This window comes from Flavobacterium sp. 1 (genome assembly GCF_002797935.1).
In the GTDB taxonomy this organism is placed as follows: Bacteria; Bacteroidota; Bacteroidia; order Flavobacteriales; family Flavobacteriaceae; genus Flavobacterium.
On sequence record NZ_PGER01000001.1, the window covers coordinates 5006830 to 5025517 of the forward strand.

At 33.7% G+C, this 18688-nt stretch carries 15 protein-coding genes; 12 read left to right on the forward strand and 3 right to left on the reverse strand.

The window, feature by feature from the left end; genetic code table 11:
• Positions 1–109: 109 nt before the first annotated feature.
• Positions 110–6604 (reverse strand): alpha-2-macroglobulin family protein, encoded by a 6495-nt coding sequence (locus CLU83_RS20370; RefSeq protein WP_100433297.1) that lies wholly within the window; start codon positions 6602–6604, stop codon positions 110–112.
• Positions 6605–6770: 166 nt separating this feature from the next.
• On the opposite strand from CLU83_RS20370, the gene CLU83_RS20375 reads away from it, so the two are divergent.
• From CLU83_RS20375 to CLU83_RS20400, 6 genes are all read left to right on the forward strand, one after another.
• Positions 6771–7352 carry a YdeI family protein gene (locus tag CLU83_RS20375; RefSeq protein ID WP_198512319.1) on the forward strand — a complete coding sequence of 194 codons (582 nt, stop codon included), beginning with the start codon at positions 6771–6773 and terminating at the stop codon, positions 7350–7352.
• Between the two features lie 34 nt (positions 7353–7386).
• Positions 7387–7962: a Crp/Fnr family transcriptional regulator gene (locus CLU83_RS20380; RefSeq protein WP_100433817.1), complete on the forward strand. Its 576-nt coding sequence runs from the start codon at positions 7387–7389 to the stop codon at positions 7960–7962.
• A gap of 67 nt (positions 7963–8029) precedes the next feature.
• Positions 8030–8470, forward strand: coding sequence for a carboxymuconolactone decarboxylase family protein (locus CLU83_RS20385; protein ID WP_100433299.1), 441 nt, complete (start codon positions 8030–8032; stop codon positions 8468–8470).
• 362 nt (positions 8471–8832) lie between these two features.
• Positions 8833–9522: a lipopolysaccharide assembly protein LapB gene (locus tag CLU83_RS20390; RefSeq protein ID WP_100433300.1), complete on the forward strand. Its 690-nt coding sequence runs from the start codon at positions 8833–8835 to the stop codon at positions 9520–9522.
• 59 nt (positions 9523–9581) lie between these two features.
• Positions 9582–10937 carry a UDP-N-acetylmuramate--L-alanine ligase gene (gene murC / locus CLU83_RS20395; RefSeq protein WP_100433301.1) on the forward strand — a complete coding sequence of 452 codons (1356 nt, stop codon included), beginning with the start codon at positions 9582–9584 and terminating at the stop codon, positions 10935–10937.
• Positions 10938–11010: 73 nt separating this feature from the next.
• Positions 11011–12594 (forward strand): hypothetical protein, encoded by a 1584-nt coding sequence (locus CLU83_RS20400; RefSeq protein WP_157802153.1) that lies wholly within the window; start codon positions 11011–11013, stop codon positions 12592–12594.
• Positions 12595–12665: 71 nt separating this feature from the next.
• Here CLU83_RS20400 and CLU83_RS20405 read toward each other — a convergent pair whose 3' ends face one another.
• On the reverse strand, positions 12666–13292 hold the full coding sequence (locus CLU83_RS20405; RefSeq protein WP_100433303.1) for a DUF1287 domain-containing protein: 627 nt from the start codon (positions 13290–13292) through the stop codon (positions 12666–12668).
• 100 nt (positions 13293–13392) lie between these two features.
• Here CLU83_RS20405 and CLU83_RS20410 point away from each other — a divergent pair, with 100 nt between their 5' ends.
• The 6 genes from CLU83_RS20410 to CLU83_RS20435 are packed head-to-tail and all read left to right on the forward strand — an operon-like array spanning position 13393 to position 17037.
• Positions 13393–13851, forward strand: coding sequence for a GNAT family N-acetyltransferase (locus CLU83_RS20410; protein ID WP_100433304.1), 459 nt, complete (start codon positions 13393–13395; stop codon positions 13849–13851).
• Positions 13852–13862: 11 nt separating this feature from the next.
• Positions 13863–14558 (forward strand): DNA repair protein RadC, encoded by a 696-nt coding sequence (gene radC / locus CLU83_RS20415; RefSeq protein ID WP_100433305.1) that lies wholly within the window; start codon positions 13863–13865, stop codon positions 14556–14558.
• A 53-nt stretch (positions 14559–14611) separates the two neighbouring features.
• Positions 14612–15115 (forward strand): antitoxin Xre-like helix-turn-helix domain-containing protein, encoded by a 504-nt coding sequence (locus CLU83_RS20420; protein WP_100433306.1) that lies wholly within the window; start codon positions 14612–14614, stop codon positions 15113–15115.
• The gene (locus tag CLU83_RS20425; protein ID WP_100433307.1) at positions 15115–15573 is read left to right on the forward strand and encodes an RES family NAD+ phosphorylase; all 459 of its coding nucleotides are present in this window, start codon (positions 15115–15117) and stop codon (positions 15571–15573) included. The genes CLU83_RS20420 and CLU83_RS20425 overlap by 1 nt, the downstream gene beginning before the upstream one ends.
• 9 nt (positions 15574–15582) lie before the next feature.
• Positions 15583–16272 carry a YjjG family noncanonical pyrimidine nucleotidase gene (locus CLU83_RS20430; RefSeq protein WP_100433308.1) on the forward strand — a complete coding sequence of 230 codons (690 nt, stop codon included), beginning with the start codon at positions 15583–15585 and terminating at the stop codon, positions 16270–16272.
• Between the two features lie 3 nt (positions 16273–16275).
• The gene (locus CLU83_RS20435) at positions 16276–17037 is read left to right on the forward strand and encodes a hypothetical protein (RefSeq protein WP_100433309.1); all 762 of its coding nucleotides are present in this window, start codon (positions 16276–16278) and stop codon (positions 17035–17037) included.
• 115 nt (positions 17038–17152) lie between these two features.
• Here the strand turns inward: CLU83_RS20435 and CLU83_RS20440 are convergent, their stop codons facing one another.
• Positions 17153–18430 (reverse strand): replication-associated recombination protein A, encoded by a 1278-nt coding sequence (locus tag CLU83_RS20440; RefSeq protein WP_100433310.1) that lies wholly within the window; start codon positions 18428–18430, stop codon positions 17153–17155.
• Positions 18431–18688: the final 258 nt, after the last annotated feature.

Sequence of the window (18688 nt, forward strand, 5' to 3'; positions counted from 1 at the left end):
TTTACGAAAGTAAAACCGCTATGTTATCCCAATGTGTTCTCAGTATTATTTGTATATAAAAAAACCGTCAGGTTGAGACGAGACGGTTGATGAAAAAGTTTGACGATACTTATTGAGTGGTTTTTAACCGAATCCCCTTAGTATGACTGGTAAATTCCGGTGCATACATACTTTCGATAGTTGAAATTCCGTTAGAGAAATTTCCTGTGTTATTCACTCGGATATCATATTCCAGCACATAAGTCCCTTTGTTTATTTGATCAAAAAAGAAATGTGTTGCAGCGTCTTTGGTGCTTTTATAAAATCCTAAACCACCTTTATATTCGAATCCAGATAATACATCTACAGGCTCAAAACAGGAAGCTCGCATATCTTTTAAGTGAACAAATTCCATATCCTCTTTGGATGTAATGAGTATTCGAACGGTAACTAAATCTCCAATTTTCAAAACATTCGAAGCTGTGATTTTTTGTAATTCAGGGCCTTTGTCTGTGTTTTTCTTGACGTATAATTCTTTTGCAATAGACAAATTAGTTCCCGAATTGGTTTTTATTTTGTCCAAATCCTCAAAATATTGCCAATAAACTCCACCGTATCCAGGTACTTTCGATTTATTGGTAATAGTTATTGTGGCCATATCTTTTTTGATTTCATCTGCTTTCCAGTTGAGTTTGATGTAACCTGTTTCGGCTTCTTTTTCATTTTCGGACAGTTTTTTGCTCACTATTTTCTGCTCTCCAATTTGGAAAGTTGTGTTGTCTTTTACGCTCAGCCAATCAGAACCCTGCATCAGTAAAGCATAAACTGCTTCGGTGGTTGCTTTTGTGGTTGACCAGTTTTTGGTTTGTTTGTTCTTGATTAACCAAACTTTCATTGCATCGACAGATTTTGTATCGTTATTAATTTCTGAAAAAGCTTCAATCAGTAATGCTTGAGTTTCTATAGGCGCCTGATACCAATACCAGCCTGCTTTGTTTGCAATCCAATACATGCCCCAATCTTCGTTATTGGAAGCCGTTTCTTTTAGACTTTCAAGAATTTTTCTGGAAGCAGTTGTCTCTCCAAAACGATTCAATACCAAAGCAGTCATCCCTTTTTCATACAAAGAATAGTTTAGCCAATTTTCCTTGGCAGTTTCTAAATAGCGTTTGGTTACTTTCTTTAAAGTATCGGAAAGCGGATAGTCTTTTAGATAAAAACTGCGCGTATAGAGATAATGCAAATCAGAATTAGGATTTATCCAAATCAATTTATCAGTTGCTTTCAAGTTTTTGGTTCTTGCGTTATGATATTCTAAAAATTTGCTGTCTATAAACGGAATTCCTTTTTTGGAAATCTCATCTATTTTTTCAATAGTTGCATCATCAGAATTTAATTTTTTCAAATGCCCTAATCCAGCTAAAATATGTCGGGTGATGTATTCGTTTTCATCGCTTCCGTCAAACCAGGCAAAACCTCCTGAAGGTTTTTGTTTTTGTTTTAATTTGTCAAAAGCGGCCTGTTGCGAAGTTTTCATTTTTTCTAAATCAAAGAGTAAAGCCAGATTTTTTTTCTTTTCGTCTTCACTTTGTGTATCGTTGAGCCAAGGCGTTTCTGCAAGAATAATTGATTTTAGTTCTTCATTTTCTTCCAGTTTGGAATTTAGTTTTCCATTTTTTCTCCAACTTTCAAAGACGGTAGCTATTTTTGGATTGCTATTAATGATTTTGTTAGCCAATGCATTTGCATAAAAACGAGCGAAAGTCTGTTCGGCACATTCGTGTTCGTATTCCATCAAGTAGGGCAAGGATTGAATCGCAAACCACGATGGATTCGATGTATATTCTAATGTAAATTGATGATTTTTTAAAGTGGTAGAATTGTTGTTTTTTAGATTATCAAACATGTATTCTTTCTTTGAATTCTCACGAACCCAAATTGGGATACTTTCGGTAACCAGCATATTGTTTGTCAAAACTGGCAAGATGTTTTCTTCTCCATCAGAGAAATTTCCAGCTTTTGCCAAAATTTTATATTGAACCCCTTGCAGTCCTTCGGGAATAGTAATTGTCCAACTGGCAGTTGTATTTCCGAAAGAAGCAATCGTAAAGTTTTTGATGTTTTTTGCATTCAACATTTTTGCATCTATTGGCTGCATAGTTGTCGCATCAAAAAGCAGTAAAATAGCAATTCCTGTTTTCGCTCCATTGGTCATATTCGAGATTTTCGCACTGATAACGATGGTGTCTTTTTCTCTAAAAAAACGAGGGAAGTTAGGCGTAATCATTAGTTCTTTTTGAGTAATAACACTTTTTTCCAAATAGCCAGTTACAGCGTCTTTGTTGTGTGCCAATAGACGAAGTTTCCAAGCCGTTAAAGCTTCTGGAGAAGTAAAACCAAAACTCACTTTACCTTTCGCATCTGTTTTTAGATTTGGAAGAAAAAAAGCAGTTTCAGAGAGGTTTTTTCTAGCTTTTACTTGAGTTAATGCTTCTAATGATTTTTTTGTTGTGATGATGATTACGCCGTTTGCGCCTTTGCTTCCGTATAAAGCAGTGGCTTTGGCATCTTTTAAAATATCTATCGAAAGAATATCCGATGGAGTTATTAATTGTACTTGTTCAAAAGGCATAGGTTCTCCATCTACAATGTACAGCGGATTAACATTTTTTCCATTAATTGATGTGCTTTTGATTGTGATCCCAGATGCTTTGTCTTCAAGGTTCATTTCTATGCCGGCTAAACTATGAACAGATGTGTCTTCTTCGATAACTTCAACAGTTGCCGCAGTCAGACTTTTCTTTTTCATTGCCCCATAACCTGTAACAACAACTTCTTGTAATGAAGAATCTTCTTGCTCCAGCTGAATTTCTAACTTATTGGAATAGACGCTAATGGTTTTTGTTTTAAGACCCATATAGGAAATTTTTAATATTTCTCCAATTGCAGCTTCAATTTCATAAAAACCGTCAAAATCGGTTGAAGTGATTCGTTGTGTTCTATCTATTGAGATACTTACCCCAGGTAAGGGAAGTCCGGTGTTATCAGTGATAATGCCCGAAATTAATTTGGCATTGAGCGGTTTTTTTGTTTTTTTAGTGAGCTGTTTTTGGTATTCTCTTTGCTGATGCACAGAATACGTTTCATTAAAGTCAAATCCAAACCAAATTAATTTGGTGGTTTCATTATTAAGTTCCACTCTTTTTAAATAAGGATTGAGATTACGGATTGATGAGCTGGTCTTGTCAAATCCTATAGGGTATCTATTATTCAATCCATTGTAGTTGTATTCATAAAAGGTTAAACTCTGCCAATTTTCTTTCGTAAATTGATCCAAAGAACTGTCATACATTGATGCCAGTATTTCGAATTCTTTTGCAGTATTGGTAGCATTAAGTTTAAAAGACCAATTTTCAGCACTTCCGGGCTGTATTTTGTTTCTGAAACTTTCTATGCTAAAATCTAATTTAGGTTCTTCTTCTTTTAAAGTAACAACTAAATTTTGGGTATAGGTTTGGTTTTCGAAAACACTATCAAAACCGATATTTACGAAATTTTTAAATTCATTCCCTAATGGAATTTTTACAATGGCTTGATTGTTTTTTAAAATTGTATTTTCTTCAAAAAACAGTTTACTATTGTAATTCCCAGTTGTGGTTAAGAAAAGTTCGGGAATGACGGATTTTAATTGTACCAATATAAAACCGTCTTTTTTAGGGTCATTATTGAGTTGTTTTAAAGTAATCAGTTTGCTCGGATTTAGAGTGTCTTTACTTTGGGCAATTTCAAAAATCGTACTGACAGTGATTGGGTTATCAAATTTATCTTTTGCCGTAAAATCAACTTTGTATTTTCCAGATTTGTAATCAGAAATGAAATCAAGAGGAATGGATTTGTCTTTTTCAGTATTTACGGATTTTGTAAAAACCAAATTGCCTTGCTCAAATAGGAAGTCTGTTTTTTCATTGATTTCGTAAGGGAAAAGATGATTAAAATCTTGATCAGAAATACTTTTTATTTCAGGGATACTCCAAACTCTAGGTTTGAATTTCGAACTATTTTCTTTTAGAAGATATAATTTTATTTCACCTTTAACAGCTATAAATTGTTCATTTAGATTAGAGCTATTGAGCAGGATTTCATTTTTGTCTTTAGTTTCTATTCTTTTTGGGATTGTAGCTTTTAGTTTCAAAGCGTGATATCCAATGTTAATTTCAAAAAGGGTTGAATGAGTTTCTCCATTCAAATCAGTAACATCTATCTTTACTCGATATACAAAAATAGGCAGTTTTTCTTTATTCACCTGGTCATCTGGTACTGCATTAAACTTAATATAGAATTTACCTGTGGAATCAGTTTTTGTTTCTCCGGTAGCGATATTAGCCGAAAGCCCTTTCCAAGTATAACTCACACCATTTGTAGTATATGTTTCTCGAATTATGTGATAATTTACTTTGGCATCCGTTATGTTGCTTCCTGCAAACGCTTTTGCACTTCCATTTATAGTAATTATCTGGTTGATTTGATAGCTTTCCTTGCTTTGGTCAAATGTGACTTCAAACTTTGGTTGCTTGTATTCCTCCACTTTGAATACTTGTCTCGAGGACTCAAAATTCACATTGTCCCAAAATGGATTTTCATCTTTAGTTTTGATGAGGATAAAGTAATTTTCTGAATTTTCTGGTTTTGTTGCTTCAATGAAAAAATTCCCTGTTATCCCTGTTTTTGGCAAAACAAATTCTCCCCAAAAGGAACCAAAGTCATTGGTTGTAACTTTGATTGTTTTAATTTCTTTGTAGTTGGCATCTTTTAATGTAACCTTGAAATCGGTCTTTGGGATGATAACTGTTGTATTTTGTCTTTTCTGAATGGCTATTCCTTTGAAAAAAACGGTTTGCCCTGGGCGATAAATGGCTCGGTCTAAGTAGAATTCTACTTTTCCTTTGAAGTTTTCATCTTCGTCTTTTTTAGAATAATCAATGCCGTATGCAACGTAGTTTTTACTAATTAAAATGGTGTCATTAGCAGTGGTTAATAGAATAGGGAAATTATTGGAATAGCTGTTGGTGCCCTCTTTTTGTTTATATGTTGCCAAACCGTCAGTATTGGTTTTCATTTCAAAATAGGCTGATTTTAAAATGACATTTTCCATCGGTTTACCTGTTTTTCTGTCGAGAACAGTGTAGTATTCAGTACCAGCTTTTGCATTTGCCAGGACCGAAATATTAGAAACGGTGATGGTTTCGTAGCCATAACCTTTTTTGTCTTTGGAATTGGTTTCGCTTTCAAAATAAACCAAATAACTGCCAGTTTCTAACTGTGGTAAAACGACTTCGGTGGTATATTCGAAATAATCTTTTTTGTCAATGAGTTCGTAACTTTTTTTGATTAATGGCTTTTTATTAGTTACAATTTGGGTAGCCAAACTGTCACGTTTGTGGGGTATGTTATAGAATTCGGCAATTTTGCTGTAATTTATTTTAAAAATAGAAATCGTTAAATTGTTTGTGTTTTTATATCGAATAAAAGCTCTAGCGTTTTCTTTATTATAAATGTATTTTTGAAGTTCAACTTGAATGTTTTTTGAAAGCAGTTCTTCTTTTTTTTGAATAGCCAATTTGTAGGCGTTCGAATTATTTGTAATTGTCAAAATACTTTCTAATTCAGAAATCGCTTTGGTGTTGTAATCAGGATGAATTTCTTTGGAAGCTAATTTGGCGTAAACAGTTGCTTTTTCTAATTGAATTTTTTGCAGTTGAATTGCTTCTTTTGTTTCTTTTTCCAAAGTAATTAGAGCATTTAACAACTCTTCATTTGATTTTATGAGGAATTGTGAACAAAATAAAATGCGTTCCAATTTGTTTTCGAAAGTTGGAGAATCAGTTTCTAATTTTTGATAAAAGGAAAGTACTTTTTTTAGGTCTTTATCTTTGATGAAATCCAAGTTTAATTTTGTGAATTCATCAGTACTCCCCAAAAGAGTGTTTTTTTGACCTTCATATTCTTTGGGTTGAAACTGCCATTCATTTATTTTGGATTTATAAAAAACAATGTTTTCTTTTAGCAAATAATCATACAGATTTTCTTTTTTGAATTTTTCTAAAGTTAAAAAATCAAAAATTGCTTCGTAATTGGTTAAAGGAGTTGCTTTTAAAACAGCTTCGTTTTCAAGTGTTTTTTCAAAAGTTAAATTAATTTGAGTGTTAAAATCGTTTTGGTTCCATGTCAAAAAATCTTCATCCAGAATGGTTGTGTTAGTCCTGCTCCGAATAGTGTAGCCGTTTCTGTCAAGATACTCACTCAAACATTTCCCATAAACGAAATTCAAAATTGCTTGCGAAGGAATGCTGACTTGCTTGATTTGCGTTTTTAAATTATTTAAAATTTTGGCTTGCGCATTTTCATCAACTACTTGTAAATATTTGGAAGAATAAAAAAAACATTTAATGATTTGTACTTCCTCTTTTTTGGAAACTGCCTTTTTGTAGATTTTGGCAACAATTTCATTGGCAGTTTTTATTTTGCCTTCATTTTCGTTCTTGACAACCTTATTCCAATCCTTTTCATATTGTTGGGCAAATAGTGAAGTTGATATAAAAAGAAAGGCTAAATAAAAATTTTTCATGAGGGATTTTATCTAAATGATTTTCGTACAAATTACTGCTTTTTTGGTTAAAACCAAATGATTATTTTTTCAATATCTTTGAGACTCCCAGTTTTTGTTTTCTAAGAAATGCAGTTGTATTTTCTGTCTGGCAAAAGCAATTTTTAGTAATCGATAAATGAACAATATGAATCCTAAAGTTGATTTTTATTTTAGTAAATCTGAAAAATGGCAGTCGGCATTGGAGCAGTTAAGAAGAATTGCTCTGGAATGTCAGCTGACCGAAGAACTGAAATGGGACACTCCCTGCTATATGTTTCAGGGAAAGAACATCGTTTTAATACACGAGTTTAAAGACTATTGTGCTTTTTTGTTTTTCAAAGGTGCTTTGTTAAGTAATGCCGATGGTATTTTAATCCAGCAATCGAAGAATGTACAGGCGGCGCGCCAGATTCGTTTTACAGATGTTAGGGAAGTAATTGAGCAGGAAGCTATTTTGAAAGCTCATATTTATGAAGCTATTGAAGTAGAAAAAGCCGGTTTGGAAGTGAAATTCAAAAAGACAGAAGAATTTGTCGTAGCCGAAGAATTTCAGAAGAAATTGGACGAATTACCTGTCTTGAAAACGGCGTTTGATGCCTTAACTCCAGGACGCCAAAAAGCCTATTTACTCCATTTTTCGGCGCCAAAACAATCCAAAAAGAGAGAATCACGAGTGGAGAAATGTATGCCTCAAATTCTTGTTGGCAAGGGATTGAATGATCTGTAAAGAGATGAGTAAGAATGAAATTGTTAAAGAAAAAATGTCTGAAATATTTAAAAACCATCTGCAAAAATTTATTGAAATAAACGAAGAAGAGTTTTCGGGTATTTTATCTTTTTTTCAAGTAATACAGGTTAAGAAAAAAGAAAATTTGCTTGTGCAGGGACAAATTTGTAAATCGCATTATTTTGTACTGAACGGCTGTTTGCGGAAGTTTTTTCTCAACGAAAAAGGGATAGAACTCACCATCGAATTTGCCATAGAAAATTGGTGGATGACAGACAATTTTGCTTACGAGCGGGGCTTGTCTACAAATTTCTATATTCAGGCGGTCGAAAATTCAGAAATTTTAGTGATCAATAGCGAGGCACAGGAAAAATTATTGATAGAATTTTCTAAAATGGAACGCTATTTTAGATTTGTCTATCAGCGGGCTTATGCGGCTACACAGGTAAGATTGAAATATCTGTATGATTTTTCTAAAGAAGAATTCTACGATCATTTGCGCAATTCATATCCTGAATTTGTAGAGCGGATTCCGCAATATTTAATTGCTTCTTTTCTTGGTTTTACACCAGAATATTTAAGTGAAATCAGAAATAAAAAGCGTTCTTAAACTGGTTTAAGTTTTTTCCATTATCAGTTCCCGAAATTTGCCCTGTTAATTTAAAACAAACAAAAAAATGGAAAAGAGAATAGACATCAACGAAATTGAACCGCAGGCTTTTAAAGCGATGTATGCTTTGGAAGGTTACTTGGCAACAGCCCAATTGTCAAAAACATATAAAGAATTAATAAAAATCCGAGCTTCACAAATTAATGGCTGTGCATTTTGTATCGATATGCATACCAAAGATGCGCTAAAATATGGTGAAACTGCTCATCGTATTTTTTTACTGAATGCTTGGCGTGAAACTGAATTATTTACTGAGGAGGAAAAAGTGATTTTGGCTATTACTGAAGAAATTACGTTGATTCATAATCACGGCTTATCTGATGGAACGTATAAAAAAGCGGAACAGTTTTTTGATAAAAATACTATCGCCCAGATAATAATGGCTGTCGTTACCATAAATGCCTGGAACAGAATTGCAGTAAGCACACAGCTGGAGCCAGCGAAATAGAGGTTGTTATTAAGTATACAAAAGCGTAAGAGTCAGTAACTTTTGCGCTTTTTTTGGTTAATTTGAGATCGATAATGGCAAAAAGGAAAAATCTATCTCCTTAGCTCCGATTGCTTCGCCAGCTCGCTTAGCTCGTGTGCAGTGGAAATCCTTATGGCCTGGGGTTCGGGCATAAGATTGCAACGGAAAACGGGACAATGCTTGCTGAAAAGGCCTAATTTTTCTGCTCCAAAAAATATTAATTGAGTTCAGATTATTAAAGTCAGTAGTTCGCAAAATTTATTGCTGTGAAAAATTTAATTCCATTCCTATTTTTAAGTTAAAAGACTTCTATTCTTTTAGAAATTCTTTATTTTTGGAGGATGAAACAACTGCTAAACTTCTTTTTGTTATTCCCGCTATTATTGTTTTCTCAATCTTTTGAAAAAGGAGAAAAATTGTTTGTTGACAAGAAATTCGACCAAGCTCAAGTAGTTTTTGAAAATTACTTAAAAAGCAATCCAAATCATCTCAAAACTATAGAATATTTAGGCGATATTGCTGGTCAGGAAAAATCTTGGGACAAATGCATTGGCTATTATAAAAAACTGAAAACTTTGAAACCTAATGAGGCTAATTATTACTATAAATACGGAGGCGCTCTGGGAATGAAATCTTTGGAAGTAAGTAAATTCAAGGCATTAGGAATGATTGGCGAAGTGCGGTCTTCTTTTGAAAAAGCCATCGCTTTAAACCCAAAACATATTGAAGCACGCTGGGCATTAATCGAACTGAATCTGCAGCTGCCTGGAATTGTGGGCGGAAGCGAATCCAAAGCCATCAAATATTCGGGTGAATTAAGGGAATTGTCACCAGTTGATGGGTATTTGTCACGCGGCTATATCGAGGAATATTTTAAACGATACGCCAGTGCCGAACAGCAGTATAAAAGAGCCATTTTGATAGGAGAATCCAAAGTTTGTTATCAAAAATTGGCCGATTTGTATAAAAATAAAATGAAGCAGCCTGAGAAAGCTAATAAGGTTTGGGAAGAGTATAAAAACAAAAAATAACGGTTACTCGACAGCATTTTATCGATTAAACCTACTAACGAATAAACGGATAAATATAAATGAAAACACATTTCATTGCCATAGGCGGAAGCGCAATGCATAACTTAGCATTGGCATTACATAACAAAGGATATCAGGTTACGGGAAGTGACGACGCGATTTTTGAACCATCCAAATCCCGTTTGGAGAAAAAAGGAATCTTGCCAGCAGAGTTAGGCTGGTTTCCAGAGAAAATCACTGCCGATATCGAAGCTGTAATCCTTGGAATGCACGCCAAAGCTGATAATCCTGAACTTTTGAAAGCACAGGAATTAGGATTGAAAATTTATTCGTACCCAGAATTTTTATATGAGCAGTCCAAAAATAAAACGCGCGTAGTAATTGGCGGTTCTCACGGGAAAACGACTATAACTTCAATGATTTTGCATGTGATGCATTACCACAATATCGAAGTGGACTATATGGTTGGAGCGCAGTTAGAAGGTTTTGATACTATGGTTCATCTTACCGAAGAAAATGATTTTATGGTTTTGGAAGGAGACGAATATTTGTCTTCTCCAATTGACAGAAGGCCTAAATTTCATTTGTACCAACCGAATATTGCTTTGATTTCGGGAATTGCTTGGGATCATATCAATGTTTTTCCAACTTATGATTTTTATGTGGAGCAGTTTGAAATTTTTATTGATAAAATTACAAACGGCGGTATTTTGGTTTACAATGAAGATGATTCAGAAGTAAAGCGTGTTGCCGAAAAAGCGGCTAATCCTATTCGAAAAATACCTTATACGACTCCAAAATATGAGGTAAAAGACGGCATTACACTTTTGGAAACTCCCGAAGGATTTATGCCTATTGAAGTATTTGGTGCGCATAATTTAAATAACTTGGCAGGAGCCAAATGGATTTGCCAAAATATGGGAGTTGATGAAGCCGATTTCTACGAAGCGATTGCTAGTTTTAAAGGGGCTTCGAAACGTTTGGAGAAAATTGCCGAAAGCAAAACCAAAGTGGCTTACAAAGATTTTGCCCATTCGCCAAGTAAAGTGGCAGCAACGACCAAAGCGGTAAAAGAGCAATATCCAAACCGTACAGTTGTAGCTTGTTTGGAACTGCATACTTACAGCAGTTTGAATGCCGAGTTCTTGAAAGAATACGAAGGCGCACTAGAATATGCTGATGTTGCCGTTGTTTTTTACTCGCCGGATGCTGTAAAAATAAAGCAATTGGAAGAAGTGACCTATGAGCAAATTGCGAAAGCTTTCAATAGAGAAGATTTGATTATTTATACGAATCCAAATGATTTTAAAGACTACCTGTTTAATTTAAATCTGGAAAATTCGGCTTTGTTATTGATGAGCTCTGGAAATTATGGAGGATTGAATTTTGATGAGGTAAAAGGATTGGTTGAATAATTTTATGGAAAACTTAACTTTTGATAATTATCAGGACATTGCTCTGAAGACCGTTTTTGCAAAAGCAAAAAAAATGCAGGCAAGAGATATAGAGGAAATCTCTCCTAATAAATTCGTAGCTTATGTTGATGATGAAAAGGAAAGCTACGATGTTACAATTGAATTTGATAAAAAAAATATTTTAGATATAAGTTGCGACTGTCCAAAACACACGACCTTTTGTGTACATAAAATTACTTTAATTAATTTTTTTAAAACTAAGAAACCTGCCAAGGGGATTGTTTCTGTAAAAAGAAAAAAAACAGAATCTGAAGTTATACTGGAACAACTAGATGAAAGTACATTAAGATTGTGGGCATCTGAATTATTTAAAAAGAACAAAGATATTGAGTTCTTATTTGTAAATGAGTTTTCTAAATCTGAAATTCAATATACCAAAAAAGAAGTTAGTGCCGTTGTCGATAAAGCCATAAGGTCGGTAATTAAGAATAAAAAGAAAATTGATGCTACTGAACTCAAACGAATAATAGACACATTAGATTTGGCTTTGGCACCAGTTTCAGAATATTGCAAAGAAAATATTGTTTTGCCAGAGACGAATGAGCTTTTTTTATTTTCTAACAGTATTTTGTTTGAATTTCATAACAATATGAATTTGAATTCAATAAAGTTAATTCGCTTTATTGAAAAAAGATATAAAGAAATTAATTTATACATACACAGTATTCAAAATAGAAAACATTGGGAAACGATAGTGGATGAAAATATTAAATTCCTGTTGCTTGAAAATAGTATGTATGGAATGCAGATGGAAACTGTTTTTGATCTTTATGAAAGTATAGATACAAAGGAGAGAAGAGCTTTTTTTTCTGGCGTTCTTTTTGAGATACATACAATTACTGTTAATAAAGGTACACGTTATATAAAAGAGATAACACAATTTTTCCTGAAAGTGTTTTCAGAAAATGATATGTTTAGGAAAGTATATAAGAACTTTAAGCCAATACGTTATGATAATGAATACAATGTTTTTTTAATTGAAAAATTAATCGAAATAGAAATGCTAGATTTGGCAGAGACCATAGCAATCCAGCAAATTGAGGGTAATTACCAAGAGAGATACAATGTTGGCTATTACCAGTTGTTGTCTAAAATTTATACAATTTCTGCTGATGAAAAGAAAATGGCTTTACTTCAAATGAAGTTGATTTTTTATAACTTTTCACTGGATTCATACAAACTTATACAGAAACATGCTGAGGTTGATGTGTTTAAAAAGTTTAGAATTAAATTGTTGACGGCATTTAAAAGGGATTTTTATGGAAGCGACAAAGCGGTTCAAGCTTATTTTGAAATATTATATTTTGAAAAAAAGTTTAAAAACATGATTGATAATATTTCCGAACATACATCGTATGAACTAATTTTTAATTATAAAGAAGATTTATTTTTATTTGATAAACTATCTTTTTTATTATCACTTTTGAAGATTGAATGGAAATCATTCTATTACAAGGAAGATAAATTAATAGCTGAGCACAGAGAGAAATTTGTTGATTGGATAAAAGAAAAATATGACAATATAACAATTCAGACAGTTGTTGATAGTAGAAAAAAGTATGGAATTTCCAAATTAATAAAATCTTTAGAAGTATAAATAGGGTGTTTTAAATATGATAATTTATTAAATGGAACCAGATGATTTCCTAACAATGAATTGGCACATTTTCATTTTACATATTTAAAATGCCCCACAATTTCATAGCTGAACAGGCAATCCTCCAAAACCTGTCCGTAGCCAACATTGTGAACGATAAGATTTCGTTTCCCATCGGTTGATTTTTTGTTCGTAATGATCCCAATGTGTGGTAACTTTCCGTTAATCATCCAAGTTACTATTTCTCCTGTTTTATAGTCGTTTGCATTTTCAGTAACGGCCAATTTTATTCCCTTTCTTTCGAAGAAAGCTTCCAAATTTGGCACTCTTCGATGGTCAATATTCGTGTCCGTTTTTGTCATTCCCCACTTTTTTAAATTTGGATATTGCGAAAAATTGGCTTTCATATCTTCATGAACTTCTTTTTGCAAATCAATGCCAAGTTTTCGGTAAGCCCGTATCACTACATCGGTGCAAACGCCTTTGTTTTTTGGAACATCTCCATTTGGATATTTTATCGAAATATAAGCTGGGTCATAATCTATGGTTGGATCAATTATGGAGATTGCCACTCTGGATAATTTTTCTTCAAAAGTTGTAGCTGCAACTTCAGTATTTACTGCCTGAATTTTATTTTTTTCTTTTTGGTCACAGCCTAAAAATAATATTGCGATTAATAATACGGCTATTGATTTCATGTTTTTGTTTTAAAAATAGTCATTATAAAAATATGAATAAATTTTATTGTGTGATTTTTCTCTTTTTTAATATATTAGCAAAAACTAAGACTATAGATTTATGGACTCAAAATTAAAAGTTGTAAAAACAACCAGTGAAAATCCTGATTTTGTGTCTTTGATAAAGACCTTTGATAATTATTTGTGGGAACGTTATTCAGAATTAAAAACCAATTATTGGGGAAACAATGTCATAGAATTGAATCCAAATGTTGTTGTTATTTATTTGGAAGAAAAACCAGTTGCCTGTGGTTGTTTTAAAAGATTTGACAAAAACACGATTGAGATAAAACGGATGTTTGTTTCTCCCGAAGCCCGCGGTTTGGGTTTGGCTCAAAGAGTATTGCAGGAATTGGAGCTTTGGGCACTGGAATCTGACTATTCAGTTTCTGTTTTAGAAACATTGTATAAACAGGAAGAAGCAATTAGTTTGTATCAAAAAGTTGGATATTCAATTATCGATAATTACGGACCTTACGTGGGTTTAGATAAGAGTGTTTGCATGAAAAAAGAAATTTAAAAAGATAATCTATGTCTGAAACTTCATTTTGTCCCATTACCAATTGGTCTGAAGACGATAAGCCTCGTGAAAAATTGATGCTCAAAGGAAAAAGTGTTTTGAGTGATGCTGAATTAATTGCAATATTAATTGGCTCCGGCAGTCGAAATGAATCGGCAGTAGATTTGAGTAAACGGATTTTGGCCAGTGTTAATCATAATTTGAATGCATTAGGGAAGTTGTCAATCTCTCAATTAATGAATTTTAAAGGAATTGGCGAAGCCAAAGCGATTTCGATAATTGCTGCAATGGAGTTGGGGAGGAGAAGGCGAAGTGAAGATGCAGTAGAGCTGAAAAAAATCACATCTAGTAAAGCGGTTTTCGAAGTGATGCAGCCCATAATTGGAGAATTGCCCCATGAAGAATTTTGGGTTCTGTTTTTAAATAATTCCAATAAAATACTTTTCAAATCACAGTTGAGCAAAGGCAGCATGACGGGAACAATGGTTGATGTCCGAATTGTTTTTAAAATAGCATTTGAGCAAAATGCAACCGCAATTATTTTGGCACACAATCATCCTTCAGGAAAGCTGCAGGCCAGCGATGCCGATATTCAAATAACCAAAAAGATAAAAAATGCAGGACAGCAATTAGATATTCCTGTTTTAGATCATATAATTGTAACTGAAACTGGTTATTACAGTTTTGCTGATGAAGGAATATTTTAAAAAATTTGCTCATACAAGACATTTGACTTATATTTACAGTCAAATGTCTTTTTATGGAAGCAATAAAATTAAAATCAGGAGAAGCTATTGACAAAGCCGTTAGAGTTTTAGTTAATAGGGTAGAACAGGAGAGAGGATATAAGATTTTGAATAAGAACATCACTTATGAAGAGTTTTTGAAGAATAGGATGTTGATTGTTCATGCTATCCGTGAAGGAATTCCCTATGAACTTTTTAACCTGATAAAGGAAATAACGCCTTTTAATGAAGATGATTGGGCCTCTTTTCTAGGGATTTCTACAAAATCACTGCAGCGAAATAAAATCAAAGAAGATTTTATTTTCAAACCTTTACAATCCGAAAAAATATTAGAATTAGCCGAAGTTACTTCACTAGGAAATGCAGTTTTTGATACCGAAGCACAATTTTATATGTGGCTGAAAACACCTTCGTTTGCACTAGGAAACCTCCAGCCTATTGAATTGCTTAGAGATTCTTATGGAAAAGAAATGGTAGTCAATGAGTTGAATAAAATTGATCAGGGAATTTTTGTTTAATGAAAGTTTTCCGATTAGCACGCAAAAAATATCCTGTAGAATTATCAGGAAAAGGTGCGTCAATTTCAGGTGCCCGTTGGAATTCAAAAGGAACTGAGATTATTTATTGTGCCCAGAGCAGGGCATTGGCAATGGCGGAAGTTTTGGTTCATCTTTCATTGGCGACATTGCCAAGCGATTTTGTGATGCTTACAATTGAAATTCCGGATGATATTTCTGTAGAAGTTTTAGATACTAATAAATTATCTATCGATTGGAATGTTTTTCCTTGTACCTTTGAGACACCGCTTTTGGGAGACGATTTCATAAGGAAAAATGAAGCCTGTGTTTTGAAAGTTCCATCAGCGGTAGTAAAAGGAGATTTTAATTTTTTGATTAATCCGTATCACACGGATTTTTATAAAATTAAAATTATAGAACAGGTTGATTTTCCTTTCGATAAACGAATTTTTAAATAATTGCATTACATGTTATCTTCTAAAATAACCGATATTTTCTTTGATTTAGATCATACGCTTTGGGATTTTGATGTCAATTCTGAACTGGCTTTTGAAACTATCTTCAAGAAAGACCACCCTACAATTGAAATTACCGATTTTATAGAAAAATATATTCCTATCAATCAGGCCTGTTGGAAATTGTATCAGTACGATAAAATAACCCATGCTGAATTACGTTATAATCGTCTTAAACATACTTTTGATGCATTAGAGTATTTCGTTTCCGATGATCAAATTGAAAGTATTGCGCATGATTATATTCAGCTTTTGCCTGAAAACAACCATTTGTTTGACGGAACGATTGAAGTGCTGGAATATCTGGAAAAAAAGTATAAATTGCATATTATTACCAACGGCTTTGCCGATGTGCAGTACAAGAAAATAAACAATTCGAATATTGCGGGATTTTTCAAGACAATTACCAACTCGGAAATGGCAGGTGTTAAGAAACCCAATCCCATTATTTTTGAGCATGCCCTTAATTTGGCGAAGGCCAAAAAAGAAAACAGTCTGATGATTGGAGATTGTATGGAAGCTGATGTGCAGGGAGCTTTAGATGCTGGATTAGATGCCATTTTTTTTAATGACAAAAACATTGAAGTAGAACAAAATATTAAGCAAGTAACACATTTATTAGAACTAAAAAAATATTTATAAATCATGAAGTCAAAATTTCTATACCTATTATTGCTTGTCTCAAGCTTTGGATTTTCTCAATCAATTAATGATTATACAGGAGTGATTATTCCTTTGAAATATGATTTTCTTAAGTCTGAAAACCAATACCGTCTTGCTACTCTAACCAAGGTTAATTTAAAAAAAGCTGGTTTTGAAGCTTTTTATTCGAATGAAACTTTCCCTGGAGGGTACAATGACAGATGCAGTTTGTTAAATGTGGATGTAATAAGAGATAATGCATTTTTAGTAACGAAACTTTACGTTGTTTTTAAGGATTGCAGCGGTAAAGAGATTTTCAAATCTCAAGTGGGGAAAAGTAAAGAGAAAGATTATGAGGTAGCGTACTCTGAAGCATTGAATATGGCTTTTGAATCAGTATATGCATTGCATTATAAATATGATGGTACACCAGCGGTAAATAGTGCAAATACAGCAGTAGCAACTCCTGCGGTTGCTTCTGTTGCCGTTCCAGTGACAGTTGCTGCCGTAGCAGTGAATGTACCTAGCAGCAGTACCGAGCCAGATGGTTCAGTATTGTTTGCACAGCCTATCAAAAATGGATTTCAATTAGTGGATAGTACGCCAAAAGTGGTTCTTAAAGCTTTTAAAACTACAAATCCATCTATTTATTTAGCATCTAAAGGTGATCTACAAGGAACGCTAGTTCTAAAAGATAATCAATGGTACTTTGAGTATTACGAAAAAGATACTTTAATGTCGGAGAAAATTAAAGTGAAGTTCTAATCTCTTAGGATTAAAAATTATATAGAAAATTGTTCACAATAAAACCTCGGGTGCTCTGCTCTGAGGTTTTTTTATTAACTGTAATTGGACTTTCTAAAATCTGGAATTCAAAATCTTAATATCCGTATTTGTTCTTCCAACGATTTTTCAAGAATTCGCGAGTCGTATTTTCTCTGGAATTCGCGCCTGGAATATAAATAGGGGTATTGCTTAAGGCTTCTGGCAAAAATTCCTGCTCGGCAAAATTGTTGGCATAATCGTGTGAGTATTTATAATCTTCACCATATCCCAATTCTTTCATTAATTTGGTAGGAGCATTACGCAAATGAATAGGTACTGGTAAATCGCCAGTTTGTTTAACCAATTGTTGAGCGGTACCAATAGCCAAATAGGAAGCATTACTTTTGGGAGAAGTGGCGAGATAAATAGCGCATTGGCTCAGAATAATTCGACTTTCAGGATACCCAATTGTAGAAACGGCTTGAAAAGCATTATTTGCCATTATAAAAGCTGTCGGATTGGCATTACCAATATCTTCGCTGGATAAAATCAACATTCTTCGGGCAATAAATTTTACATCTTCACCACCTTCAATCATTCTGGCTAGCCAATAAACGGCTCCGTTGGGATCACTCCCTCGAATCGATTTTATAAAAGCCGAAACAATATCATAATGCTGTTCGCCAGTTTTATCATATAAAACTGTATTTTGTTGCACTAATTCGAAAACACGATCATTTGTGATTAAAATTTCGTCATCAGCAGAAGCGTTTACGACCAGTTCAAAAATATTTAATAGTTTACGCCCATCACCGCCAGAAAGACGCAAAAGTGCTTCTGTTTCTTGCAGTTCTATTTTTTTGGAAGCCAAATAACTGTCGGCTGTCATTGCTCTTTGCAATAAATGTTCTAAATCTGCCTTGGTGAAAGCATTCAAAATATAGACCTGACAACGGGACAATAAAGCGGGTATCACTTCAAAGCTCGGATTTTCGGTCGTAGCGCCTATGAGTGTAATCCATCCTTTTTCAACAGCTGCCAATAATGAGTCTTGCTGCGATTTACTAAAACGATGAATCTCATCAATAAACAAAATAGGATTTTTGGCAGTAAATAATCCGCCACTTTGTTTTGCTTTTTCAATTACATCCCTAATATCCTTGACTCCTGAATTAATAGCGCTTAATATATAAAATGGACGATTAGACTCTTGAGCAATGATTTGTGCCAAAGTTGTTTTCCCCGTTCCTGGAGGCCCCCAAAATATTAAGGATGGAATAATCCCTTTCGCAATTTGTTGTGTCAACGATCCATTGGAACCAACCAAGTGGGACTGACTGATGTAGTCTTCTAGTTTTTGTGGGCGTATGCGTTCTGCTAAAGGTGCTTCCATTTTGTAAAATTACACATTTTTCAGTTTTTATGAGTATATTTTCAGGAGCTGTTTCCTGCTGTCCACTATATCTTTTGTGCCTCGTAGAAAAACGAGACACAAAAGGATGCCGTTTCCATCAGGGCTAGGGCATTCGTTTTCAAAACAGAATTATTTTATATGACAAAATAGCATTAAATTGCTTTTGGATACATTTTTGATTTGTTTTCAAGAGCCAATTTTCAAGTTCTAACAAATTAAGGGTCTAATAATCCTGTA